This is a genomic window from Klebsiella sp. HMSC16A12, assembly GCF_001808265.1.
Classification (GTDB): Bacteria; Pseudomonadota; Gammaproteobacteria; order Enterobacterales; family Enterobacteriaceae; genus Klebsiella; species Klebsiella pneumoniae.
The window spans coordinates 80049-103241 of record NZ_KV792544.1; the positions used below are offsets into that span (position 1 = coordinate 80049).

Below are 23193 nucleotides of genomic sequence, written 5' to 3' on the forward strand. Positions count from 1 at the left end.
TTTATTGTTGTGAGATTATTGTTGTCATATTAGGGTGTTCACATCCATCACCATTAATTCACTCTGCTGTTGCAAAAAAGAGTACAGGGGCGCCATGAGTCCATTTTCCCGTTTCGCGCACTATTTCATCGCCGTGGCCCGCTGCGGCAGCCTGCGCCGGGCCGCCGAGCAGCTGCATATTTCCGCCTCGGCGATTAACCGCCAGATCCTGCAGGCCGAGGAGGCCTTCGGTACCCCGCTGTTCGAGCGCCTGCCGGAGGGACTGCGGATGACCACCGCCGGTGAGTTGCTGTATGACAATCTGCTGCGCTGGCAGAAGGAATTTCGTCAGACCCGACAGAAATTTGATGAGCTGCAGGGGATGAAGCGCGGAAGCGTTAGCGTTGGCATGGTGCAGGCGCTGGCGGAAGGGGGCTTCGCCGCCGCGCTGGCGGAGATCATCGCCAGCTGGCCGTGGCTGGAGCTGGATCTGCAGGTGGCTGACAGCCACACCGTCAGCCAGAAAGTGCGTCAGGCGGACCTGGACGTCGGCCTGATCCTCGATCCGCAGGGGCAGGCTGGACTCAGCGTGCTGGCCTTTGCCGAACTGGAGGTGGGGATTGTGATGCGTCCGGACCATCCCCTGGCGGGGGCGAAGGCGCTGTCTTTGGGCGAGCTCAGCCTGGAGCGGCATATCGTGCCCGGCGCGCCGCTGATCGTCCATGAGCGGGTGGCGCTCCTCTATCGCCACCATGACTTTGCGCCGGAGAATACCATCAGCTGCAATGATATCCGGCTTATCAAGTCGTTGGTGCTGCGCGGCAGCGGCGTGACGCTCCTTAGCCTGCTCGACGTGCTGGACGAGGTCCAGCGTGGACAGCTGGCCTTTGTCCCGCTGCGCAGTACGCTGCTGCGACCGCTGACCCTGGCGCTGTGTACTGCACCCTCGCGTCAGCTTTCGCGGCCCGCGCAAATGGCCATTCAGACGCTGAGTGCGGTGATCGAATCCATGGCGACGATCAGCCCAGCGGCCCGCTGAGGATGGTGTCGCACATGCCGTTGATAATGCGCTCCCCGGTCTCCTCGCGCAGCTCCTGGTACCAGGCTTCGGTGAGCTGCATATCCTTCCCGTGGGTAATATCGCACCGTTTGCGCGCCTTCAGCACCAGGTCACGAACCCGGTCGCAGCGCTGGGCTTCGTACTCGCGCAGGGCGGCCGCAATATCTCGGGTCTGGCGGAAAACGGCGCCCAGCACCACTGCATCTTCCATCGCCGCGCAGCCTCCCTGGCCAATATCCGGGGTGGTGCTGTGTCCGGCATCGCCGAGCAGCGCGACGCGGCCGCGCACCAGGCGGCTGAAAGGTTCGATATCATGGATTTCAATGCGGTTGGTGGTCTGCGGGTCGAGGGCGGCGATCAGCTTCTGCACCGGCGGCGCCCAGCCGGCAAAGTAGCGGCTGAGGTCAGCGCGCAGGGTGTCACGATCTTCCGCCAGACCCGCCGGCAGCGGCACATCAAAGAAAAAGTAGAACCGGCCGGCGGAGACCGGCATCAGCGAGACGCGCTTGCCTTCGCCGACAAAGGTGGTCCACTGATCGCCGGGGGCCAGCGCTTCATCTATCTCCACCAGACCGTTCCAGTTGACGTAGCCGGCGTAGCGGCGCTGCGGGGTAAAGCCCAGCACCCACGGACGCAGTGCGGAATGGCTGCCGTCGGCGGCAATCAGCAGATCGCCGCTGGCGCTGCTGCCGTCGGTAAACCATACCGTCACGCCGTCGGCGTCTTCTTCACAGCGGGTGACGCGTTTGCCGAACTGCACGCTGTCCCGTCCCCAGTAATCCAGCATTTCCCGCTGCAGTTCTGCCCGGGAGACCGGGCAGGGGCGGCTGCCGGTGCGTTCGATCAGCGGGGCGAGACTGAACTGGGTCATGTTCTCGCCGCTGCGGAAATCACGATACGCCATCCGGCGCAGCGGCCCGCCGAAGGTCTCCATGATGTCGCCCATGCCGAGGTGGGCCATGCACTTCACGCCGTTGGGCCACACGGAAATCGCTGCGCCGACCGGTTTGATCTCTTTCACCGCTTCATAGACGTCGCAGTCGATCCCCGACTGTTTGAGCGCCACTGCCGCGCTTAAACCGCCGATGCCGGCGCCAATCACGATTGCTTTCATTTTTTTCTCCTTCTCCCGATGTTGTGACTGACTACAGCAATTTGCGTACCAGTTCGCTGGAGGGAGGAAAACCGCCTGCCTGAGGCACAGCGATGGCTCCTGACGCACCGCATCGGTGCAATGTGAGGTATTGGTTGCCTTTTTATGAATCAAAAGTTTCTGTATGTTGCATTAAGAATCTATCGTTTCAGACGCCTGGTTCAGCAGCGGAGAGGGGTGATGCATCACGAGCGTAATCTAAGTTGATGATTTTGGAGTGATAATAAATTTATTGGTGCCCTTTTGTCGTCTCTGGCCTGCTTTGTGCACTAGCCCATGCACTTCTCTTTGCTACGGGATATCACTATGTCTGACGAACATCACAGTGGCCTGCTTTACGGCCTTGAACAGCGGATCCCACCGCTTCCGGCCTTTTTCAGCGCTCTCCAGCATGTGCTGGCGGGCCTGGTGGGGATCATCACGCCGCCGCTGATTATCGGCGCTACCCTCGGGCTTGGCGACTGGCTGCCGTATCTCATCAGTATGTCGCTGCTGGCCTCGGGCATCGGCACTTTTCTGCAGTCCAATCGGGTATGGGGCATCGGCGCCGGGATGATCTGCATGCAGGGCACCAGTTTTGCCTTCCTCGGCGTGACGGTGGCCGGAGGGATGTGGGTAAAAGCCCAGGGCGGCGGGCCGCAGGATATGATGGCGATGCTGTTTGGCGTTAACTTTGTCGCCGCTCTGGTGCCGGTGATTGTCAGTCGCTTTATCGAACCGCTGAAGAAAATCTTTACTCCCATCATTACCGGCAGCGTGATTGCGCTGATCGGCATCAGCCTGATCAAGGTCAGCGTCATCAACTGGTGCGGTGGGGAAAAGGCCGAGGATTTCGCCAGCATGAACAATATCGCGCTCGGGGCGGGCACCCTCGGGGTTATCGTCCTGCTGAGCTGCGCCAAAAACCGCTGGCTGCGGCTCTCCTCGGTGGTGGTGGGCATTGCCGTGGGCTGCATCGCAGCGGGGCTGAGCGGTCAGTTCCATCTTCACAGCCTGGGCGACACTCTGTTTCGCCTGCCGACGCTGTTTCCGTTCGGCTTTCAGTTTAACAGCGCGATATTTCTGCCGGTCGCCCTGGTGTCGCTGGTCTGTATTCTGGAGGCGGTGGGCGATCTGACGGCCAACTCGCTGATTTCGCAACAGTCTGTTGACGATCGCGCTTTTCGTAACCGGCTGAAGGGCGGTATCCTGGCGGATGGCGTCAGCTGTATGGTGGCGGCCATGCTCTGTGCTTTTCCGAACACCACCTTCGCGCAGAACAACGGCGTGATCCAGATGACCGGGGTGGCCAGCCGCTATGTCGGACGCTACATTGGCGTGATTCTGATCCTGCTCGGGCTGTTCCCCCCGGTGGGCGAACTGCTGCGGCAGATCCCGGCGCCGGTGCTGGGGGGCGCCACGATGGTGATGTTTGGCTGCGTGGTGGCGGCCGGGATCCGGATTATTACCCAGACCCCGCTGAGCCGTCGCGATGTGCTGATCGTGGGGCTGGCGTTTGGCGCGGGTCTTGGCGTGGAGTCGGTGCCGGCGTTTCTCAGCCATTTTCCGCCGATGGTCGGCGATCTGTTCGGTTCGGCGGCCACCAGCGGTGGGCTGGTAGCGATAGCGCTGAACCTTATTCTGCCGCAGGAGCAGGCGGCGACGAAATCGTTAAGGAGTCAGGATGATCGCGCTGAGTCAGTTTAACAGCCTGAGCAAAGATGAGGCGGCGGGGCTGCTGGCCCCTTGCGTGGCGATCCCGGCCTGGGGCGAGATGCTGGTGAGCTTACGACCTTTCGCCAGCCGCCATGCGCTGCTGCAGGCCGCCCGTAAGGCGATGGCTAACTGGGGAGAGGATGAGCTGAACGCGGCGCTCAGCGCCCATCCGCGGATCGGTGAGAAGCCGACCGGCAGCCAGGCGCATGCGGCGCTGTCGCGCCAGGAGCAGTCGTCGGTGGACAGCGAGAATGAGCGGCTCGCGCAGGCCCTGCGGGAGGGGAATGCCCGCTACGAAGCCCGCTTTGGCCGGGTGTTTTTAATCCGCGCCAGAGGGCGCAGCGGCGAAGAGATGTTGCAGGCGTTGACGCGCCGGCTGCAGCATACCGCCGACGAAGAAGTGGCCGAGGCGCTTGCCCAGCTGCGAGAGATTACGATGTTAAGACTGGAAGGAGTGATTGGCGAATGAGTACCCTGAGCACCCATATTCTGGATATTTCCACCGGTACGCCGGCAGAAGGCGTAACGGTCAGCCTGAGCCGGGAGGGCGAGACGCTGGCGAACCTGGTGACCAACGCCCAGGGGCGTATCGCCACCTTTAGCGCCGCGCCGCTGCCGGCGGGGCGCTATTGCTTAACAGCGGAAACCGGGGCGTGGTTTGCCCGCGCCGGGCGCGAGAGCGTCTTTACCCGGGCGCAGATTGATTTTGTTATCGGCGAGGCGGCAGAGGACCATTTCCATCTGCCGTTTCTCATCGCCCCGGGCGGGTGGTCGACCTACCGCGGCAGCTAAGCGCGGCTGCCCGCTGCCGGGCGGCGCTGCCCTTGCCCGGCCTGGATCGTTACGGAGCGGTGAGAGACAGCCCGTAGGCCCGGTAAGGCGCAGCCGCCACCGGGCATGTACAGGTGGCTCCGGCGATCATCCTTCCTGTTTTATCCCCACACAAGGATAATTATTCTCCTATCCCCTACAGGGGATAACCTTGACATTATCCCCTACAGGGTATAAAACCAAGTTTATCCCGACAGGGGGATAAATGATGGTGAGGAACAAGGCGATGAATTCCCCGCAGATATACAGTCCCGTGCAGCTGGCCAATTACCTGAAGCTGCTGCGCCAGCAGAACCACTGGACCCAGGATGCGCTGGCCAGGCGGATCGGCATTAAGCAGGCCACGCTGTCCAATTTTGAAAATCACCCCGACAAAACCACCTTAACCACGCTGTTTAAGATCCTCCAGTCGCTGGGGGTGGTGATGACGCTGAACGCCAAAGCTGCTGAGACGGCGCCGGCTCCCGATAACAACACGGACCTTGACTGGTAATGGCGACGCTTACCACCTGGATGAACAATGTGCGCGTGGGAACCTTAACCCGCCAGGCTAACGGGGCGCACAGTTTTCGCTATGACGAAGAGTGGCTGCGCAGCCCGCGCGCCAGACCGCTCTCCCTCTCACTGCCGCTGCAGTATGGCAATATCACTGCCGACGCGGTGTATCACTATTTTGATAACCTGCTGCCCGACAGCCCGCAGGTCCGCGACCGGATCGTCAGGCGCTATCAGGCGCGCTCGAAGCAGCCGTTCGATCTGCTGGCCGAAGTCGGGCGGGATAGCGTAGGGGCGGTGACCCTCCTGCCGCCGGGGGAAGAGGCGCACCTGGAAGGATTACGCTGGCAGACGCTGGACGAGGCGCAGCTCACCGCTTTGCTGACCGCTTACCAGTCGGATATCCCCCTCGGGATGATTACCAGCCAGGACGATTTCCGTATCTCGGTGGCCGGCGCCCAGGAGAAAACGGCGCTGCTGCGGATGGGCGAGCAGTGGTGTATTCCGCAGGGCGCCACGCCGACCACGCATATCATTAAGCTGCCCATCGGCGAGATAAAGCAGCCCAATGCGACGCTGGATCTGCGTGAAAGCGTGGATAATGAGTATCTGTGCCTGGCGCTGGCCAGAGAACTGGGCCTGGCGGTGCCGGAAGCGGAGATCATCGCCACCCCGCGGATCCGCGCCCTGGCGGTAACCCGCTTCGACCGGCGCTGGGCGCAGGAGGGACGGGTGCTGCTGCGTCTGCCGCAGGAGGATCTGTGTCAGGCTTTTGGTCTTCCTTCAGCGATGAAATATGAGTCTGACGGCGGGCCGGGTATCGCCGCGATCATGACCTTTCTGCTGGGCTCGAGTGAAGCGCTGAAAGATCGCTATGACTTTATGAAGTTCATGGTCTTCCAGTGGCTGACGGGGGCGACGGACGGTCACGCAAAAAACTTCTCAATTTACCTGTTGCCCGGCGGCAGCTACCGCTTAACACCGTTCTACGACATTATTTCGGCGTTTCCGGTGCTGGGCGGCACGGGACTGCATCTGCGCGATCTGAAGCTGTCGATGGGGCTCAATGCCACAAAAGGGCGTAAAACAGAGATTAACGCCATCTATCCGCGTCATTTTCTGGCGACGGCCAAAGCGGTGAACTTTCCCCGGGAGCAGATGCTGGCGATCCTCCAGGAGTTTGCCGGGCATGTGCCGCAGGCAATCGAAAGCGCTCGCCGGACGCTGCCGGCGGACTTTTCCAGCCACGTCTGGCAGGCCATTACAGAGAACATGCTGAAGCTGCACGCCCGCCTGCAGCAAGGGCTGCAGGCGCTATAGCAGAGCCGGCTGGCGGCTAGCTCTGCGGCTGCCCCCAGCGGCTGCGCAAATAGTTAACCGCCTGCCGGGTTTGCGGCTGATTGAGGTTGTTTTCGCGGAACAGGATGGTGCCCTGGATCTGCGGCAGAGTCTCATTGAGATCGAGCTGCTTTTTCAGCTCCGGCACGCCGCCGTCCACCGTCCAGTCAGGCTCATTTTTGGACGGTTCACCCACCTTGTACAGCGCCACGCCGATATACAGCCGGGTATGCGTCGGTTTAACCACCTCGGCCCACCAGTTGGCCAGCACATCATAGCGCGCGGCATCGCGGGCAAACGGCCAGTAGATCTGCGGCGCGATGTAGTCGAGCAGTCCCTGCTGCACCCAGCTGCGGGTATCGGCATAGGACTCATCATAGGCGGCCGCGCCACGGGTATCCGACCCCGCCGGATCGTGGGAGCGGTTGCGCCACACCCCCGCCGGGCTCACGCCAAACTCGACGTTCGGATTGAGCTTTTTGATAGTAGTGGAAACCTGGGCTATGAGCTGCTGGGTGTTATGCCGCCGCCAGTCGCCCTTCGAGGCATAGCCCTGCCCGTAACGGCGGAAAGTCTCGTTGTCGTTAAGCGGGGAAGAGGCGGTTTCGGTATAGAAATAGTCGTCGAACTGCACGCCGTCAATCGGGTAGTTCTGCACCACTTCAGCGACGATGCTGGTGATCCAGTCCCGTGCTTCGGGAATGCCCGGGTCGAGAACAAAGCGATCGCTGGCGGTGCGGATCCAGTTACGGTGCAGGACGAACACGCTGGCCGGTACCTGAGTAAGGGTGTTGTTCAGCTCGGCAATCGTCGACGGTTTGGTGTTGACCGAGACGCGGTAGGGATTAAACCACGCGTGAACCTTCATGCCGCGCTTGTGCGCTTCATCCAGCATAAACTGCAGCGGATCGTAGCCAGGGTATTCGCCGATTTTGCCGGTCAGCATATCGGACCACGGCAGAATATCCGACCGCCAGAGCGCCGTACCGTCCGGTTTCACCTGGAAAAAGACGGTGTTGATCCCCAGGCGCTGCAGGTTATCGAGTTTAGCGATCAGCGCCAGCTTCTGCTGCGTGATGCGACTCTCCGGCGTGCTGGCGATAATCGACCCGACCGGCGGCCAGTCAAGGCGCGAAACGGTGGTGAGCCACACGCCGCGCACCGGCTCCCGGTGCGCCTGCCCAGCTTTGACGGCGGCAGCGTTCGGCGGCGTGACAAGGGATTTAGGGGCTTTACTGGTGCAGCTGAACAGCATGCCAGCGGCGATGAGCGCCGCGCCTGCCAGCGCCACTTTGCTGGCTAAGGGGAATCGACGAGAATGGCTGATGATGAACTCCCGTGTACTCAGATCGTCGCGTGTAGGCGCTATTCTCTTACTATTCGCCGGTCAGAGCAATTCCTTCATCCGCTTCATCCGTCGGTTCGCCATCACCTAGTCATAATGTAAGGTATAGGTCGCGACGGCCGACACCTGACCGGCGGTGATCCGGGGACGGGTCTGGTAGTAGCGGGCAGTGAGCTGCAGGATAAACCGGCCCGCACTCGCGCTGCCCAGCGTCATCTCATGATTCAGGGCGACCGGCTGGCGATGGTAAAGCAGTTGCACGCCGATACCCTGCGCCCGATCGTCGGTGGCGTCATTGCGCAGAACGCCATGCCCCCGGGCGGAGAGGGACTCCGCGCCGTCAACTCGCAGGGAAACCGTGACCGCGCTGTTGCAATCCAGCTGCAGCGCGAAAGGGGTGTCGCCGGTGGTTTTGCCGACGCCGCCGAAGTGGTCAAGCATCGCCGCAGGGAGCTTGATCAGGGCTGGCGTGGCGTCATTCACTGAACATCCCGCGGTGCTGATCCTGCCGGTTAAGTCTAACGCGGCCAGCGGGGTATGCTCCGCCATTAAAAAGCGCTCGCTGTGATATTCAAGCTCGCCCGGCGTCGCCGCGGCGCCGGTTTTAATGAGCTCAATCGTCAGGCGGAAATAGCCCAGTTTCCACACCGCATCGGGCAAGGCGGCGGGATTGTCCACCCGTTGGCTAAACGGCGAGGGCGTCGGCCGGTCAGGAAAGCCGCCATAGCCGCCGATAGCGCGCAGCGATAAGCGAACGCCAATGCCGGCGAGGTTAGTTTGATAAACCGTCGGTCGCGTCACTCCCCCGGACAGCAGACTGTCCAGCAGCAGCGGTGACAGCCCGTGCGGATCGTCCGCGCAGCGGATCCACTGTTCGCCGCCGTCGCTAAGGCGGTTCCAGGCGAAACTTTTATGATACAGCGGGGTGCCGGGTCTGGCGTCAGCCGGAACCGTGAGCTGCCCCACGTTCAGCCGAAGGGTGGAGGCCTGGCCGCGGACAAACACTGGCGTACAGGCCCATCCGCTGGCGGCCGGTAACAGAATAAATAACAGCGTCATGGCGACCCGACGCAGGAGAGTTAAAAAGGACATGATAACGTCTGCTGTAAAATGAGTGGATGGGGGGTCTGCGCCAGCGTCGGGGTGAGATCGTAGCGGGCGCTACAGCGCTGCTGAGGGCCTGGCCCCCATTGCGCATACAGGGTGCCTTTTGGCGCCAGGCCGGCCAGGTACACCTGACCCTCGCTGGCAACGATGCTGTTGGTGTCTTTGGCGCGTACTTCGCTGCCAAAGGGCAGCGGTTGTCCTCGCGACTGCAACGTAAACAGCGCCTTATAGCCAACGTGGGTGTGAAAGCGCGCCAGAACCACCGCGTCTTTGGTAGGGACCAGCGTCACGGTGCTGTTGGCCAGATCCACATTCTCCGGCAGCGAATGGCTGTCGAGAGAGACGTCGTTGCGGTGATAGGCGGTGGCGAAGGGCAGCACGGCGTACCCGTCACCATTGGTGGCGATGGTTTTCTGGTTGGCGAGGGTCACACCCCCGGCGCCACCGGCGTCAATCAGGACGACAGCGCCATTCATTTCCGGTGTAAAGACTACCCCGTGGCGGTGAATCAGAATGCCCCCGCTGGCGCCGTAGTTCAGACGAGCGGCCTGCGAATCGTGGCTGTAGCCGAGATTCAGATCGCCTCTTCCACTGCTGAACCCGGCCGTCAGGCTGCCGCTGGACCCGTTTTGCCGATCGCGGGTTTGGCTGACGGCGTAGCTAAGCGCGTGATTGTCCAGCAATGTGCCGTTGAGGCTGACCATCTGACTGCCAACGCTGTGGCGGGAGGAGGTCAGGGTATAGCCGGCATAGCTCCCCGGCAGCAGGTGGCTCAACGGCACGGAAAGTGACAATGTCACCACTTTGTCGGAATGCGGCTCGTCATCCTCCTCGTCACCGTGGCTGCTACGGGAGTCGCTGTAGCTGAGCGACCACGCGATACCGTGAACCTGGCTGCTGATCCCCATATTGGCGGTACGCTGTGAGGCGCCCCCTGAGCAGTAGCTGTCCTGGTCGAGGCTCAGATAGAGGGTGATATCGTACGGCAGGCTCTGGCTGGCGGTGATTTGCAGGGTTGCTTTTTTGTTGTCGCTATCCTGCAGGTCGTCTTCGCTACCCGGGCTGGAAAACGCCTCGCTCAGCGTGGCATAGCGCTGATGCGAATAACGCCAGCCGGTGAAGGTGAACTGCGTGCCAAGACGATCAAAACCTTTGCTGTACTGGAGCTGCCAGGCCCGGCCATCGATCGGATCCTGCTGGTGCCGGTCGCGGGCGTTTAACAGCTGCAGCGAGAGCGCCCCGGCTTCTCCCAACCCCTGTCCTGCGCCGACCGAGAGGTTATGGTATTGCGCCGCGCTCTGCAGTCCGCCAAACAGCGTCAGGTTGTGGGCGAACCCGCGCATCAGCGACAGCTGCATCATCAACGGTCGCTGGCTGGCATCGTCGCTATGGTAGCGCCCGGCGACCAGGTTGTATTTCAGGCTGCCTTCGCGCTGCATGCTGGTCACCGAAGCATACGGCTGGGTGAAGCGGCGGATTTCGCCATCCGACTCTTTGACGGCAACCTCAAGATTGCCGCTGCTGGCGGTGGGATAAAGATCGTCAATCACGAACGCGCCGGGGGTGACGTAGGTTTGATACAGCACGTAGCCATTTTGCCGAACCGTGACCTGGGCGTTGGTTCTGGCAATCCCGCGGATGGTCGGGGCAAAACCTTTCTGCGAGTCCGGGAGCATTGCATCGCTGGAGGCGAGGGATATTCCCTGAAACTGTACCGCGTCAAACACATCGCCCGACGTGAAGGTATCCCCGAGGGTCAGTTCACTCTGCCAGCGCGTCAGGTCGCGCTCAAGCCAGGCGCCGCTGGTCGCCCACTGGGGCTTATCATCGCTGTTGGCGGTCAGGCTATTGCTGGCGCGCAGGCGCCAGGCGCCGACGTTCACGCCGCTTTTCAACATCAGATAGTTATCGCGCTCGGTGCTGCCCTCGCGGGTACGCTGGCTGGCGCCTGATTAACGATAGTTACTCTGAAAGGCGCTAATACCTTCGTCCCACAGCGCAGAGGGAACATTATCCCTCGCCCGGTGCGTCATCAGCGCCTGAGGAATGGTCATTACCAGCCGCTGATGAGCAAAATCGAAATTGACCGTGCTGCCCGGCAGCAGTGCGTTGAGTTCGGGACATGAGCGGGACGTTGCGCCGGGCGCCTGGGACAGCACGGCCGGGTTAACTCCGGCCTGCAGCAGATCTTCCGGCTTAAGGCAGGGCGTGAGCTGTCCGCGATCGTTCTGGCGAAACGTGACGGTCTTACGGGCGTCCAGCGTGACGCCGTTGACCTGCCAGCTCACCGGATAGTCGCCTGGCGGCTGGCCCGCCTGCTGATTGAAGCGTTGCAGATCCACTGCCGGCAAATGGTCGTTTTTCTCCAGCAGATCCATATTAAAGGTCGCCTGGGCGTGCAAGAGCGCGCTCTGTCCGCCCAGCAGGATGGAGAGGCTGACGACGGTAACGGTATGAGCCGGGCCGTGGCGCATCGCGACATCAGACGCTTAGTGCGCCGAAACGGGGGCGCTAAACGTCTGCACAGCGCCAAAGTCATCCAGAATGCGCCAGCTCACCTCGCGGGCGCAGGCCTCGCCGGGGAGGGCATAATCTTCACGGCTGTGAGGAGCAATCACGCTGCGCTCAAGCGGCGTTTTCTGGTTCTGGCCCGCGCAGGTGAGCGTGGTGATAGTCACATAATAGGGGGAGGCATTCTCCGCCTGCAGGTGGTTGCCGCTGACCCGCCAGCGCAGGTGCTGCGCCGCGTTGAGCGCCGAGCCAGGGAGCCCTGCCGGGCGATAAATGAGCTTCAGTTGATTCTTTATAGCAAATTGCAGAATGTTCTCGCCAGCCGGCGCGGTATTGGCAGGGATCACTTTGATATTCAGGGTGAACAAACTTTCCCGATCGTTTGGCAGTTGCGCCGAGGTTAATAGGACGCGCAGATCGTTGCTGTCTCCGGCATCCAGACGGAACAATGGCGGGGTGACGATAAACGGTGATTTATTATTATCAGCCAGATCGTCTACCCAGCTCTGAATAAGCACCGGATCGTGAGGATTGGTGTTTTTTACCGTGATGTCTGCCTCATGGCTTTGTTCATTATAAATGACACGTGTGCCGGCAATGGCAACCCCGGCGGCAGACGCCAGGAACGGGCAAAAGAGAAGGCTCAGGATAAAAGCCGCTTTATAACACTGCATAATTGAGGATCCGGTCACGAGGAATGAGAATAAGGGCAGGGGGACGCTGCCCTTGGAAAAGTGGCAATCAGGACATTCTATTCGTACACAATATCAATATTGGCCGTGGCATTAATATTGCCGGCGGTGACATCCTGTGAGGAATCGCTCTTCAGATCGGCAATAAAGTTAAATGCAATATCACCGTTTTCGTCGGCTTGCGAAACCGCCGTTTTGCTCTGCTTGTCAAAGGTCAGCTGAGTGCCTTCCGTTGAGCCGTCAGGGGAAGAGAAGACTTCAATGCCCACCCCTTTGGCGGTATCCGCGGCGTCAGAGAGCGCCAGCACGGCGGCGCTGGTGCCGTTAGCGTTGGTGTCCGGAGTACCTTCCAGGCTGATACTGATGTTCTGCGCCAGTGGGCAACCGGTGAGGTTGATAGTGAACGGCGTTTCTGCGGTTTTCGCTTCATGGGATTTCAGCGCCGACATATCGACGTTGCCAAAATCGACATTAACATCGCCACCGTTATTGGCGATCTGGCAGGACTCGTTAATAATTTTACCGGTGAAATTCAGTGTACCCGCCGCGCGGGCGGTGGTCACAGTAGCCAGACTTAAGGCCAGCAGTGAACCAACAACCAGCAGGGTGCCTTTTTCTTTCATACTCAAACCTTATTAAATAATCACAAGTTAACAAAAGCGTTTAACATTTTTAAAGCATGTTTTTTATTTCTGTTCACAAAAAACGGTAAGCATCGCTAATGTATATTACCGTCGGGAGCGGGATTATACGGAGAACATCGTAAAGGCCCATTGATAAGATGTGTTAAGCTGTAACATTATTTATTTTTTGGTGTAAGTATAATCTCATTAAATATTGAAAAGAGTCCCATACGTATAATGCATTATTTCCGGGAGATAACTGTTCTGAGCAAATTTTACGAAAAGTTGTTGTTATTCCCGGCAGTTGACCGGGTGGCCCGGAATAATCATTTACGCTGCCGCTATTTTGCAGTAGCGTGGAGTGACGGCAGGAAGCCGCAGGTTGTAGGGCACAGAAACGATGCTGTGCCGCGCAGTGTCACCCGTTATCAAGGAAGATTGCTATGTCTCCATTCCGTCTCGCTCTGCTATGTCTGTGCCTGGCGCCGCTGGCGTCGTCTGCTGCGCTTTCCGGCCAGGTTCATTTTTCAGGACGGGTCATCAATCCGGCCTGTGTTATCGCCCCCCGGCACGATCGTATCGATGTCTCGTGCCAGCACCATTCACCGGAACAGGTCGCCTTGACAAACAACCGTCCTCGCTACGCCATGCCGGACAATCGTGGTGAGGTCAGTATTCACTGGCGAAATGCGCAGCATAGCGAAGCGGATGTCATTATTCGCTATCGCTAAGGCGGGATAAAGGCAATGAAGAGTAAGCTGATGCAAGGAGGTAAAAGGATAAACCGTTGTGCGGTTTATGCGCGCATCAGCCATAACCAGCGGGCAGACGCGCGCGCAGAAAATCATTCATGAAAACAATTATTGCCGCCGCCCGGCGGCAGAATCAGGTGTCGTCTGGCGCCCAAGCGAGCTCCGGGATCGGAAAGCGGCCCACCGTCATAGAGAAAGGGAAGCAACTCAGCGGATCCGAGACTGTTCATCGTCGCGTAACGTCAGCACCTCAAAACCGTTGGCGGTGACGGCCACGGTGTGCTCCCATTGCGCGGAGAGTTTTTTATCGCGGGTAACCACCGTCCAGCCATCTTTTTTGGTTTTGATACGGCTGTCGCCCTGGTTGACCATCGGCTCAATGGTGAACACCATGCCTTCCTGCAGCACGGCGCCTTCTCCGGGGCGGCCGTAATGCAGCACCTGCGGTTCCTCATGCATTTCCTGACCGACGCCGTGACCGCAATATTCTCTGACCACGCTATAGCCATGTTCCTCCACCCAGCGCTGAATAGCGTGGCCAATATCGCCCAGCGTCGCGCCAGGCTTCACCACCTCAATGCCTTTCCACATCGCTTCATAGGTAGTCTTTACCAGCCGGCGGGCCAGCGGGGAGACATCGCCTATCAGGTACATCTTACTGGAGTCGGCAATCATGCCCGCTTTCTCGAGGGTGATATCGACGTTAACAATCATCCCGGAGCGCAGATGTTCGGTCGCTTTGGGGATCCCGTGGCACACCACATCGTTAATGGAAGTGTTCAACACATAGGGAAAATCGTATTGCCCCTTGCTGGCCGGGCGGGCGTGCAGCTGGTTGACGATAAAATCTTCCACTCGATCGTTAATCGCCATCGTCGTTACGCCGGGAACGATAAAAGTATCCAGCATATCAAACACTGACGCCAGCAGCTGGCCGGCATGGCGCTGCCGGGCGAGTTCGTCGGCGGTTTTAATGATTATTGATGGCATTGATCACCTCCAGCAGACGGTCAGAGCCGGATTTCAGCATCAGCAGTTTGATCTGCTGGTGGTTAAGCTCAGGGTAGAGTTCGCTCATCATGCCCAGACGGATCCAGTATTCCGCCTGGGCATTGACGGAGCGGGACATGGCTTTGCTGGCATCACGAATATCATCGTGCAGCAGATCGGAGATTTTGACGATTCCCATAGATATATACCGTAACGATTCGTATATACATCGTATACAATCCAGTGCGGGATGTCCTTGGCATTTTGTGGCGTAGATGGCGAGCACCATGCAAAAAAGCCCGACCAGCGGGCTTATATTCAGCATTTTTTCGGGTTAAAAATTCGCGCTGTGCACCATGGCGAAAATTACCCATTAGATTATCGGTATGCAGAAAGAAAATAACATGATGGCGACGCATCAATATATTTTATGCAGGTGTTAATTTTGCGTATTAATATTCTCCCGTCAGGCCGGGAATCCGAAGGATTTACAGCGCGTCAGTGAGTTTATCCACCACCACTTTACCCGCATTATCGAACTGCGTAATGCGGAAACTGTCGCTCCAGGAGCGGCGGGTGGGGAAGCGGTCAAACAGGGATACCCGGCCTTTGCGCTGGCCATCTTTACTTAAAATAACCCATTCGGTCACCGAAGAATAATGCTGGCTATTGTCATGCCGACTCTGTTGTTCAACAAGCTGGTCTTCTTTTTCCACTTTTAAATAATCACGCAACATATTTAACCTCCATAGAAAGTATTATTAACATTACTCCTTTTATTTATTCTTTCAATCAAACTTTTTAATCAATAAAAGTAACTATTAGTGGGCGACCTAAGTGCAAAAATCGCGGGGAATATCACTCCTTCGGACGGCCTGGTCCACTACGCTTAACGAGAGCGTCCGCCGCGCCTACTGCGGTGTCCGGGTCAGAAAGAGGCCAACAAAAGGCTATCTCCTTGTATTCTTAATAGGCGTAATTCTGCTATATCTAATGCGTTTTGCCACGACCGAGCCACAGAGAGCGCTGTACCATGAGTAACGATCACCTGACGGATATTGCCTATCGCCACTTTATTGAAAGCGTTAAAGATTATGCCATCTATATGCTGAGCGCCGACGGCACGGTCATTAGCTGGAATGAGGGCGCCCGCCGGGCAAAAGGGTACCTGAGCGACGAGATCATCGGTCGCTACTTCGGTCTCTTCTATAGCGAAGCTGAGCAACTCTCCGGTGTACCCGCAAAAAACCTGGAAATCGCCCTGCGTAGCGGGCAGTTTGAAGGGGAAGGCTGGCGGTATCGCAAAGACGGGTCCCGATTCTGGGCGCATGTCATGATCGATACCATCCGCGATGAGCAGAACACCCTGCTGGGTTTTGCCAAAATTACCCGCGACATTAGTGAACAGAAGGCGATTAACGACCGCATCGCCTGGATGGCGCGCTACGATGCGTTAACCGGTTTACCCAATCGGGTGGAGTTTTTTGAACGGGTGGAGAAGCTGATCACTGGAAATGATGCCCGCCGCTTTGCCATTTTCACGATCGATTTAGACAAATTTAAAGAGATTAACGATCTGCAGGGCCATCTGATTGGTGACCAGCTGCTGCAGCGCGTGGCGGGCGCCGTGCTCAAAACGCTGCAGAAGGAGGAGATGGTCGCCCGCTTCGGCGGCGATGAGTTTGTGGCCGTTAAACCTTTTTCCGATGAGGGGGAAGTGGATGCCTTTGCTGCGCGCCTGTGGCACTGCTTCAGCGGTAAGCAGACGTTTGCCGCGACGGAAGTGGTTCTCTCCGCCAGCATTGGCATCTCAGTCTACCCGGAGGACGGCACGGATATTAATACGATACTGAGCAATTCCGATCTGGCTATGTATCGGGCAAAAAGCAGCCTCGACCATAAGATTTGCTGGTATGAACGTGAAATGGATGACAAGACGCGGCAGCGCAATATGATGGCCGCCGATATCCGGCGCGGTATTCACGCCGGGGAGTTTTCGCTCCACTATCAGGCTATCCGCAACATCAAAGATCGTAGCATCACCGGTTACGAGGCGCTGCTGCGCTGGCAGCATCCGCAGCTGGGGACGATCCCGCCGGACGTGTTTATTCCCATCGCCGAAGAGAGCGGCGCTATCGTGCCCTTAGGTTACTGGGTGCTCGAGCAGGTGTGTAACGAATCGCTGGAAAATGGTTTGAACAGAAAAGTTTCGGTCAATATCTCTCCGGTGCAGTTGCGTCATCGTAGCTTTATCGAAAAAGTCCGCGAGATCCTGATGCGTACCGCCTACCCGGTCAGTCTGCTGGAGTTTGAGGTCACCGAAACGGCGTTTGTGATCAATAAACAGCTGGCGTTCAGCGTTCTGCATCATCTGCAAAAAATGGGGATCAGTATTGCGCTGGATGACTTTGGCACCGGTTACTCCTCCCTGAGCATGCTGCGCGATTTTCATTTCGACGTCATCAAACTCGACCGCAGCTTTATGACAGATGTGGAGAGCAACCCTCAGGTACGCTCATTCGTGCGAGCCATTATTTCGCTGGGCAATTCGATCAATACGCCGCTTATCGCCGAGGGGGTGGAAACGGCTGGACAACTGCAGATCCTCGAAGAGGAGGGATGTGATGAGATGCAGGGATTTCTGTTCGGCGAGCCGGTCGATATCAAACACCTGCCCGACCGGCGCTGATGCGCCCACCCTCCGCTGGTGGGCGTAAGGGCGTTACTGATGCGCAAGCGCTGCCTGCCCGGAAAGATGCAGCAGCGCCGAGCGCAGCGAGACCTCGAACATCTGACCGTGCGTCAGACCGGGGTAGCGCCAGAAGGCTACGGTCAACCCTTTACTGGCAAGCTGCTGTTGGGTTTGACGCAACACCTCAAGCGAGGCCTCGTGCCCGGACGGCTCTCCACGGGCTTTACCGTCACCCTCGAGTAGGTACAGCGATTTCCCGCGAAAGCGGACGGCATCAAGACTTTGGCTTGCCTGCAAAGGCGATTGCAGGGCCTGACCTAGCGACGGGCTGGCGGAATAGTAGATCCCAAACGGCGAAGCCTTCCTCCACGCGTCGAGCACAAACAATCCGCCGTAGGAGTGGCCCCAGATAGCGCGCTGGTGGGGATCTATTTTCAGGTTAGCTTCCGTCTGGGGAACCATCGTTTCGGTCAGCAGCTGGCGAAAAACATCATTGCCGCCGGTTTTACGCGGCGGTAGCGCGGGTTTCCCGGCGCGAGGCTCATGCGTCTTTAGCGGTGGGGTGTAATCCCAGGCGCGGGCTGCGGTATCAAAGGGCAGCGCGGTCTGGTAGCCGATAGCGACGATCACCGGCGGGGAGCCGGCGAAGAGCTGCTGCAGAAACGCGTCGTCGAGTTTATCCATCACCGCGTTGCCATCCAACATATACAGTACCGGATAGCCGGCGGCGGGCGGGGCTTTGTCCGGCACTGCGGTCCATACCCGGTAGTGACGTTCGCCATCGGCAGAGTCATACTGGCGTTGCGTAAAGTGGTAAAACGCCGACCCTTTATCCGCAATGTTCGGCCCCAGCGGCTGAAGATCCGGCCGGGCAATACTGCCGCTGCTGTAGAAGAGTGCGCCAATCGCCAGCGTCAGCAGCCCGCTCGTACGACCTGTTGTGATGCTCCCTGAACTCAACTTCACCTCGTCTGTCCCCCTGCTTTGTTGCTTCAGGCGTTATTGTGGGCTGACACGTTAGCACAGCTTTTATGATAATGGTTCTCATTACTTTTTCTGGCGTTGCCACAAACTGTATGCTGGGGGAGCGGGTGACGGGATAAACGGAGATGACGAAGAGAAGGCCCCCTGTAGGCGGTCATAAAAGAAAATTCAGGAACGATCGTGAAGGTGACTCAACAGTTTTTTGACCAGCGGAGTGAGCGCAATAAACAGCAGCGCAATAATTACGATCAGCAAGAGCGTCAGCCCTTTATGGTGGCTGATAAGCACCAACAGCATCGCCAGCGTCATGGTATGATCCTTTAATAGATGGCGTTAACCACCGCCAAGGTGAATAAAATTCAACAGAATGGTCATGACCACCCAGGCCAGCAGCAGATAGCGTCGTTTATCGCGTCGAGCTTCCAGCGCAGCAAAATAGTTAGCGCTGTACCAGGTCGATATGATAATAGCCAGCGTGATGATGACCTGCCAGATCGCCTCGCTGAAACCGGTGACGCTGCTTATGCCACGAAAGCAGAGGACAATCGCAATACCGTTAAACGCATTACACATCAGCCATCCCCACAGACTTGCGGGTCGGCTAAATAAATATCCCAATCGTAAAACCAATGTCGTATTCACCCTGCTAAAATAATCGCGCTGTAAAATGCATTTTAACGATCGAACAGGTATTGATATAAATCAAAACTAATGGAATACCGCAGGAATCACTGGCGTACGGTGCTAACAGCGCGAGCAATAAACCTGAGGGTCAGTAGCTCTGAAGAATATTTAACTCATTGTTTTAATGGGATTTTAGTTATGAAATGCCTGCGCTAATGCGCGTACTTCAAGCAAGTAGCAATACGTTGGTTTCTCTGGTTATTATTGCCATTGAGGTTATAACGGGGAGAATCAGATTATTCGCCATGTTTGCTGGGCGAGGGGTGAAAATCCGACCGGGGCCAGAGCTCCGGTCGGTGTCATACTTAATGGGGCAAGGCGTTATGCTGCAGAATTTTCAGGAAATCATGTTTGTCAGAGATTAATGACAGTGCATTAGCGATCAGCTCATCGCTAAATATCGAGGCAATTTCCTTGAGTACGTCAATATGCTCTTTCTCTTTCGCGATCACGCCGATGGCAATAAACATTACATTGCTCCGATCCCAGATTACGCCATCAGGAAACTGATAGATCTCAATCCCGGTTTTAAGGATGATATCCGTCGCGGATTTCGGCAAATGCGGCAGGGTGATGCCATTGCCTAAAAAGGTCGAGACCTGATGTTCACGCTCCAGCAGAAAGTGGACACATTCCTGATTGACATAGCCTTTGGCTTTAAACTCCGCGCCGATCATGGCGATGACTTCCGCTTTATTACTGGCTTTGCAGCCAATATGCAGATTATCCAGCGTGATGTTATCGATCATAACCAACCTCCCTGGTGAGACGAGTGGATTTTTTATCTTCATGGTTTGCTGACAGCTCTGCTTCTAACTGCTCAAGCGATTTATTGGAGGTCTCGGGCAGGGCAAAGACCACGAAAAGAATGGCTAAATAGTTAATGGCGGCGAAGATAAAGAAGACTGGCCCAAGGCCCAGTTTTGCCTGCAGCAGCGGGAACAGATAGCTGACCACCGCGTTCATGATCCACATGAAAAATACCGAGATCCCCATCGACAGCCCGCGGAATTTCAGCGGGAACAGTTCGGCTAATACCACCCAGGTAATAAAGCCCATGGAGCCCTGCATCACGCCGACGAACAGCGCGCCCAGCAGCCAGATGGCGGTAGCTTTCAGGTCACCCACCAGGGTGTAATCGACAGCGGCGATAATCAGATGCAGGGTTGCCATAATGGCGAAACCGTAGATGATGATTGTCTTACGTTTGAAGCGGTCGACAAGGAACAGTACCCCGATCAGCATACCGCCCACGGAGAAAACACCGTTCAGCACGTTGCAGATCAGCGAAGTACGCTCTGAGAAACCGGCGGCACTCAGGATTTCCGTACCGTAATACATAATGACGTTAACGCCGGTGGTTTGCTGCAGTGCGGCCCAGGTAATGCCGACCAGCAAAATTTTGAGGATCCAGGGTGTTTTGACAATCGTCGCAAAGGTGCTCTGGGCGCTGTACTTATTACCAGCTTCAATTTTGATCAGGGTAGAGATGTCATCGTACTCCTTCTGCGCGCGTTCCGCCGGGCGGATTTGTTTGAGGATATGCAGCGCTTCATCATGACGATTTTTGCTGATCAGCCAGCGCGGGCTTTCCGGCGCGCGCCACATGCCAACGAACAGGCAGATGGCCGGAATCGCTTGTACCAGCAGCATATAGCGCCAGACGTCCGGCAGATGGCCCCAGATGATGCCAATGATCGCGTTGATGGCAAACGCCGCCAGCTGGCCAATGACGATGGCGACTTCATTCAGGCCGGTCAGCTTGCCGCGCATCTCGGTAGGCGCCACTTCTGAAATAAAAGTGGGGGCGGTGACCGAAGCGCCGCCGACGGCATAGCCCAGCAGGGCGCGGGCAATCAGCAGGGTAGTGATATCGGGGGCCGCGGCGGAAAGCAACGCGCCGATGAGAAAAACAAAGGAGAGAAAGAGTAAATATTTACGCCGGCCGAAGTAATCGGCAAATTTGCCGCCAAACACGCTGCCCAGCGCGGCGCCGACCAGCAGAACGCTCATTACCAGCCCTTCGGTGGTTGGGGTCAGCGCCATGTACTGCTTCAGTGAGGAAAAGGCGCCGTTGATAACGCCGGTGTCGTAACCGAAAAGCAGGCCGCCGAAGGTGGCCACTAAGGTGATCTGATGAAGTCGTTTTCTCTGTTGCTGGTTCAGGTTTGTTATAAATGACATGGTAGTCCCTTTATTTTGTTGAACGACACAAGATAAAAATACATCTCCCCAGTCAGGATTTATCACGCCTGTGTTGTCGTATCTAACTGAATTAAATGATTTTCTTCTTTGTGTAATTGCTCAGCACAAGGCAGGGTACGCTAAGCAATGGCGGTCAAAGAGGTTTACGGCTTGGTGTTGACATGGATGTAGTCGATATCCGTTCTCCTTTGCGGGTTAGCGGTCTTTAGTGCGTCAGTCGCGACGACATTTGCCGATGAACAGCGCTCTGGTGTGGCACGTTGCTGTCGCTCCGGCGATTTACCGTGGTAAGAATATGGCACAAAGAAATGGAATGAACATGCAACAAGATCACATTATGAAAATTTAATTTCAAATCAGTGTTGCAGAATGGTAAATGCATGAAGCCAATCACAAAGGCTAAAGGGAGTATATCCCCATGAAAAGCAGGTTAAATTTACAGTGAGGTAATAACGATGTTGTTTTCAGTGGGTTAATGTAAATCGAAGAATACTACGCAGATCACATTTTTACGCCATAATATTGAAGAATAGAATTTATATTTCATTGTCACGATCGGGGCAAAATGAAGATAGAGGCCTTTTACCTCCGGTCTGAAGGGGGAAATGAGCGATTCGCTTTGCCCACGGGGGCGGAGGTTAAGGATGAATGCATCACCGGGGGAAACACCGGGTAAAAATGCAGAGAAGGGGGGATTCTCTGCATCTTACCCATCACGAAAAAGATCAGTGCAGTGCGGGCCAGTAGCCTTCGTTGGCGACGATCAGTTCATCGAGGATGGCTTTCGCCACCGAAGCGCTGGGCACCGTTTTCGACAGGGCGATGGCCTGCCACAGTTTCTGGTAACTGCCCTCAATCCAGGCGTCAACCACCAGTTTCTCAACTGCCACCTGCTGCTCCATCAACCCTTTCTGGAATGACGGGATTTTCCCCATCGCCAGCGGTTCCGGACCATTAACGCCCACCAGGCAGGGGACTTCCACCATCGCCGTCTCATCGAAGTTGGCGATGGCCCCGTTGTTCTCGACGATCAACAGCATCCGCTCCTGGGTGTTAAAGGCGATGGCGCAGGCGAGGTCGACGATAAAGGTGGCATGGGCCCCGGCATGGAAATGCGCGCCTTCCGCCGTGCCGCGACGGGTGATCTCCCGGGCCATATCAAAGACCTCTTTTTCGCGTCCGGCCATCACCTCGTTGGCCCGCGTAAACTCCGGGTCGGAATGCGCCACTTCATAGTCCGGGTAGAGATAGTATTTCAGATAGGTGTTAGGCAGCGTCGACGGATCGAGGGCAAACACATCCTTCACCTTTTTAAAGGTCTCGATCCAACTCGGCGCCTTATGCTGAAAGTCTTCTTTTGGGCTGCTGTATCCCTGCTCCGCCACGTGACGCTTCAGCGCCGGCATCAAATCGTTACCGGCTTTATCGGTGATGCTGGTCCACCAGCCGAAGTGGTTCAGGCCATAGTAACGAACGTTCAGCGCTTTGCGCGACGGCAGGCCGAGGATGTCGGCGAACAGACCCTCGATAGCCACCGGCATATCGCAGATGTTGATGATGCGCGCGTCGGGCCGCAGGCGACGGGTCGCTTCCGCGACGATAGCCGCCGGGTTGGAGTAGTTGAGCATCCAGGCCCCTGGAGCGTACTGCTGCATATAATCGACCAGCTCCAGCACCCCGGCAATCGAGCGCATACCGTAGGCAATCCCACCCGGACCACAGGTCTCCTGGCCCGGCACGCTATATTTCAGCGGGATCTTTTCATCCTTTTCCCGCATCTCATACAGGCCAACGCGAATATGCGCCATCACGAAATCGACGTCGGTAAAGGCCGCCTGCGGATCGGTGGTATAGCTGAACTTCACCTGTGGGAAGCGTTCAGCCACCAGGATGGCGCAGGCGTCGCCGATAGTCTTCTGACGCTGGTGATGGTTGTCATACAGACGGATCTCCCGCAGGGGAAAGCGCGACATATTTTCCAGTAACATCATCACAATCCCAGGGGTATAAGTACTGCCGCCGCCGGCAATGGTGTCCACAAAATTATCTTTCATTTA

General features: G+C 57.2%; 22 protein-coding genes and 1 pseudogene. 8 read left to right on the forward strand and 15 right to left on the reverse strand.

Annotated elements, in window-relative coordinates; genetic code table 11:
• Positions 1–94: 94 nt before the first annotated feature.
• Positions 95–1018 carry a LysR family hpxDE operon transcriptional regulator HpxR gene (gene hpxR / locus HMPREF3140_RS04465; RefSeq protein ID WP_032411466.1) on the forward strand — a complete coding sequence of 308 codons (924 nt, stop codon included), beginning with the start codon at positions 95–97 and terminating at the stop codon, positions 1016–1018.
• Here the strand turns inward: hpxR and hpxO are convergent.
• On the reverse strand, positions 999–2153 hold the full coding sequence (hpxO, locus tag HMPREF3140_RS04470; protein WP_002904783.1) for an FAD-dependent urate hydroxylase HpxO: 1155 nt from the start codon (positions 2151–2153) through the stop codon (positions 999–1001). The two genes, hpxR and hpxO, sit on opposite strands and share 20 nt — an antisense overlap.
• Positions 2154–2498: 345 nt before the next feature.
• On the opposite strand from hpxO, the gene HMPREF3140_RS04475 reads away from it, so the two are divergent.
• The 5 genes from HMPREF3140_RS04475 to HMPREF3140_RS04495 all read left to right on the forward strand — a co-directional run bounded on the left by HMPREF3140_RS04475 (position 2499) and on the right by HMPREF3140_RS04495 (position 6533).
• A complete protein-coding gene (locus HMPREF3140_RS04475) occupies positions 2499–3878 on the forward strand; it encodes a nucleobase:cation symporter-2 family protein (protein ID WP_032411468.1) in 1380 nt (459 codons plus the stop codon).
• The gene (gene uraD, locus HMPREF3140_RS04480) at positions 3856–4356 is read left to right on the forward strand and encodes a 2-oxo-4-hydroxy-4-carboxy-5-ureidoimidazoline decarboxylase (protein ID WP_032411470.1); all 501 of its coding nucleotides are present in this window, start codon (positions 3856–3858) and stop codon (positions 4354–4356) included. Before HMPREF3140_RS04475 ends, uraD begins: the two co-directional genes overlap by 23 nt.
• Positions 4353–4679, forward strand: a complete 327-nt coding sequence (uraH, locus tag HMPREF3140_RS04485) for a hydroxyisourate hydrolase (RefSeq protein WP_002904788.1) — start codon at positions 4353–4355, stop codon at positions 4677–4679. The genes uraD and uraH overlap by 4 nt, the downstream gene beginning before the upstream one ends.
• 265 nt (positions 4680–4944) lie before the next feature.
• A complete protein-coding gene (gene hipB / locus HMPREF3140_RS04490; protein ID WP_002904790.1) occupies positions 4945–5211 on the forward strand; it encodes a type II toxin-antitoxin system antitoxin HipB in 267 nt (88 codons plus the stop codon).
• Positions 5211–6533, forward strand: a complete 1323-nt coding sequence (locus HMPREF3140_RS04495; RefSeq protein ID WP_023316847.1) for a type II toxin-antitoxin system HipA family toxin — start codon at positions 5211–5213, stop codon at positions 6531–6533. Before hipB ends, HMPREF3140_RS04495 begins: the two co-directional genes overlap by 1 nt.
• Before the next feature lie 16 nt (positions 6534–6549).
• Here the strand turns inward: HMPREF3140_RS04495 and HMPREF3140_RS04500 are convergent, their stop codons facing one another.
• The 5 genes and pseudogenes from HMPREF3140_RS04500 to HMPREF3140_RS04525 all read right to left on the reverse strand — a co-directional run bounded on the left by HMPREF3140_RS04500 (position 6550) and on the right by HMPREF3140_RS04525 (position 12829).
• Positions 6550–7842 (reverse strand): glycoside hydrolase family 10-like protein, encoded by a 1293-nt coding sequence (locus tag HMPREF3140_RS04500; RefSeq protein ID WP_002904794.1) that lies wholly within the window; start codon positions 7840–7842, stop codon positions 6550–6552.
• Between the two features lie 141 nt (positions 7843–7983).
• Positions 7984–8988: a fimbrial protein gene (locus HMPREF3140_RS04505; RefSeq protein ID WP_032411471.1), complete on the reverse strand. Its 1005-nt coding sequence runs from the start codon at positions 8986–8988 to the stop codon at positions 7984–7986.
• A pseudogene (locus HMPREF3140_RS04510) lies at positions 8976–11477 on the reverse strand (fimbria/pilus outer membrane usher protein). The gene HMPREF3140_RS04505 and the pseudogene HMPREF3140_RS04510 overlap by 13 nt, the downstream one beginning before the upstream one ends.
• A 15-nt stretch (positions 11478–11492) precedes the next feature.
• Complete coding sequence (locus HMPREF3140_RS04520) at positions 11493–12188, reverse strand: fimbrial biogenesis chaperone (RefSeq protein ID WP_021314351.1); 696 nt, start codon at positions 12186–12188, stop codon at positions 11493–11495.
• A gap of 77 nt (positions 12189–12265) precedes the next feature.
• Positions 12266–12829, reverse strand: a complete 564-nt coding sequence (locus HMPREF3140_RS04525) for a fimbrial protein (RefSeq protein WP_004143457.1) — start codon at positions 12827–12829, stop codon at positions 12266–12268.
• Positions 12830–13272: 443 nt separating this feature from the next.
• Here HMPREF3140_RS04525 and HMPREF3140_RS04530 point away from each other — a divergent pair, with 443 nt between their 5' ends.
• A complete protein-coding gene (locus HMPREF3140_RS04530; RefSeq protein WP_004176193.1) occupies positions 13273–13560 on the forward strand; it encodes a hypothetical protein in 288 nt (95 codons plus the stop codon).
• Positions 13561–13788: 228 nt separating this feature from the next.
• Here the strand turns inward: HMPREF3140_RS04530 and map are convergent, their stop codons facing one another.
• From map to HMPREF3140_RS04545, 3 genes are all read right to left on the reverse strand, one after another.
• Positions 13789–14571, reverse strand: a complete 783-nt coding sequence (gene map / locus HMPREF3140_RS04535) for a type I methionyl aminopeptidase (RefSeq protein WP_004179825.1) — start codon at positions 14569–14571, stop codon at positions 13789–13791.
• On the reverse strand, positions 14552–14770 hold the full coding sequence (locus tag HMPREF3140_RS04540) for a ParD-like family protein (protein ID WP_002904808.1): 219 nt from the start codon (positions 14768–14770) through the stop codon (positions 14552–14554). Before HMPREF3140_RS04540 ends, map begins: the two co-directional genes overlap by 20 nt.
• Before the next feature lie 289 nt (positions 14771–15059).
• On the reverse strand, positions 15060–15308 hold the full coding sequence (locus tag HMPREF3140_RS04545) for a hypothetical protein (protein WP_070552860.1): 249 nt from the start codon (positions 15306–15308) through the stop codon (positions 15060–15062).
• Between the two features lie 296 nt (positions 15309–15604).
• Here HMPREF3140_RS04545 and HMPREF3140_RS04550 point away from each other — a divergent pair, with 296 nt between their 5' ends.
• Positions 15605–17260, forward strand: a complete 1656-nt coding sequence (locus HMPREF3140_RS04550) for a putative bifunctional diguanylate cyclase/phosphodiesterase (protein WP_004143447.1) — start codon at positions 15605–15607, stop codon at positions 17258–17260.
• A gap of 33 nt (positions 17261–17293) precedes the next feature.
• On the opposite strand, the gene iroE is transcribed toward HMPREF3140_RS04550, so the two are convergent.
• The 6 genes from iroE to HMPREF3140_RS04590 all read right to left on the reverse strand — a co-directional run bounded on the left by iroE (position 17294) and on the right by HMPREF3140_RS04590 (position 23190).
• Positions 17294–18229: a siderophore esterase IroE gene (iroE, locus tag HMPREF3140_RS04555; RefSeq protein WP_004148380.1), complete on the reverse strand. Its 936-nt coding sequence runs from the start codon at positions 18227–18229 to the stop codon at positions 17294–17296.
• Positions 18230–18415: 186 nt separating this feature from the next.
• On the reverse strand, positions 18416–18556 hold the full coding sequence (locus HMPREF3140_RS28610; RefSeq protein ID WP_002904814.1) for a hypothetical protein: 141 nt from the start codon (positions 18554–18556) through the stop codon (positions 18416–18418).
• Positions 18557–18580: 24 nt separating this feature from the next.
• Positions 18581–18820: a hypothetical protein gene (locus HMPREF3140_RS04565; RefSeq protein WP_002904816.1), complete on the reverse strand. Its 240-nt coding sequence runs from the start codon at positions 18818–18820 to the stop codon at positions 18581–18583.
• A gap of 416 nt (positions 18821–19236) precedes the next feature.
• Entirely contained in the window at positions 19237–19680 is a 444-nt protein-coding gene (locus HMPREF3140_RS04575) for a PTS sugar transporter subunit IIA (RefSeq protein ID WP_002904819.1), read from the reverse strand.
• Positions 19670–21115: a sugar porter family MFS transporter gene (locus HMPREF3140_RS04580; protein ID WP_004143440.1), complete on the reverse strand. Its 1446-nt coding sequence runs from the start codon at positions 21113–21115 to the stop codon at positions 19670–19672. The genes HMPREF3140_RS04575 and HMPREF3140_RS04580 overlap by 11 nt, the downstream gene beginning before the upstream one ends.
• 746 nt (positions 21116–21861) lie before the next feature.
• Positions 21862–23190, reverse strand: a complete 1329-nt coding sequence (locus HMPREF3140_RS04590) for a 6-phospho-alpha-glucosidase (protein WP_070552861.1) — start codon at positions 23188–23190, stop codon at positions 21862–21864.
• Positions 23191–23193 lie beyond the last annotated feature (3 nt).

What these genes read in the sequence shown, in the direction of transcription:
- hpxO (WP_002904783.1), bottom strand. Translation starts at nt 2,153, where the DNA reads ATGAAAGCAATCGTGATTGGCGCCGGCATCGGCGGTTTAAGCGCGGCA.
- HMPREF3140_RS04580 (WP_004143440.1), bottom strand. Translation starts at nt 21,115, where the DNA reads ATGTCATTTATAACAAACCTGAACCAGCAACAGAGAAAACGACTTCAT.
- HMPREF3140_RS04540 (WP_002904808.1), bottom strand. Translation starts at nt 14,770, where the DNA reads ATGGGAATCGTCAAAATCTCCGATCTGCTGCACGATGATATTCGTGAT.
- HMPREF3140_RS04520 (WP_021314351.1), bottom strand. Translation starts at nt 12,188, where the DNA reads ATGCAGTGTTATAAAGCGGCTTTTATCCTGAGCCTTCTCTTTTGCCCG.
- HMPREF3140_RS04550 (WP_004143447.1), top strand. Translation starts at nt 15,605, where the DNA reads ATGAGTAACGATCACCTGACGGATATTGCCTATCGCCACTTTATTGAA.
- HMPREF3140_RS04590 (WP_070552861.1), bottom strand. Translation starts at nt 23,190, where the DNA reads ATGAAAGATAATTTTGTGGACACCATTGCCGGCGGCGGCAGTACTTAT.
- HMPREF3140_RS04505 (WP_032411471.1), bottom strand. Translation starts at nt 8,988, where the DNA reads ATGTCCTTTTTAACTCTCCTGCGTCGGGTCGCCATGACGCTGTTATTT.
- HMPREF3140_RS04575 (WP_002904819.1), bottom strand. Translation starts at nt 19,680, where the DNA reads ATGATCGATAACATCACGCTGGATAATCTGCATATTGGCTGCAAAGCC.
- HMPREF3140_RS04545 (WP_070552860.1), bottom strand. Translation starts at nt 15,308, where the DNA reads ATGTTGCGTGATTATTTAAAAGTGGAAAAAGAAGACCAGCTTGTTGAA.
- HMPREF3140_RS04565 (WP_002904816.1), bottom strand. Translation starts at nt 18,820, where the DNA reads ATGTGTAATGCGTTTAACGGTATTGCGATTGTCCTCTGCTTTCGTGGC.
- HMPREF3140_RS28610 (WP_002904814.1), bottom strand. Translation starts at nt 18,556, where the DNA reads ATGACGCTGGCGATGCTGTTGGTGCTTATCAGCCACCATAAAGGGCTG.
- map (WP_004179825.1), bottom strand. Translation starts at nt 14,571, where the DNA reads ATGCCATCAATAATCATTAAAACCGCCGACGAACTCGCCCGGCAGCGC.
- hpxR (WP_032411466.1), top strand. Translation starts at nt 95, where the DNA reads ATGAGTCCATTTTCCCGTTTCGCGCACTATTTCATCGCCGTGGCCCGC.
- HMPREF3140_RS04495 (WP_023316847.1), top strand. Translation starts at nt 5,211, where the DNA reads ATGGCGACGCTTACCACCTGGATGAACAATGTGCGCGTGGGAACCTTA.
- HMPREF3140_RS04525 (WP_004143457.1), bottom strand. Translation starts at nt 12,829, where the DNA reads ATGAAAGAAAAAGGCACCCTGCTGGTTGTTGGTTCACTGCTGGCCTTA.
- uraH (WP_002904788.1), top strand. Translation starts at nt 4,353, where the DNA reads ATGAGTACCCTGAGCACCCATATTCTGGATATTTCCACCGGTACGCCG.
- hipB (WP_002904790.1), top strand. Translation starts at nt 4,945, where the DNA reads ATGAATTCCCCGCAGATATACAGTCCCGTGCAGCTGGCCAATTACCTG.
- uraD (WP_032411470.1), top strand. Translation starts at nt 3,856, where the DNA reads ATGATCGCGCTGAGTCAGTTTAACAGCCTGAGCAAAGATGAGGCGGCG.
- HMPREF3140_RS04475 (WP_032411468.1), top strand. Translation starts at nt 2,499, where the DNA reads ATGTCTGACGAACATCACAGTGGCCTGCTTTACGGCCTTGAACAGCGG.
- HMPREF3140_RS04530 (WP_004176193.1), top strand. Translation starts at nt 13,273, where the DNA reads ATGTCTCCATTCCGTCTCGCTCTGCTATGTCTGTGCCTGGCGCCGCTG.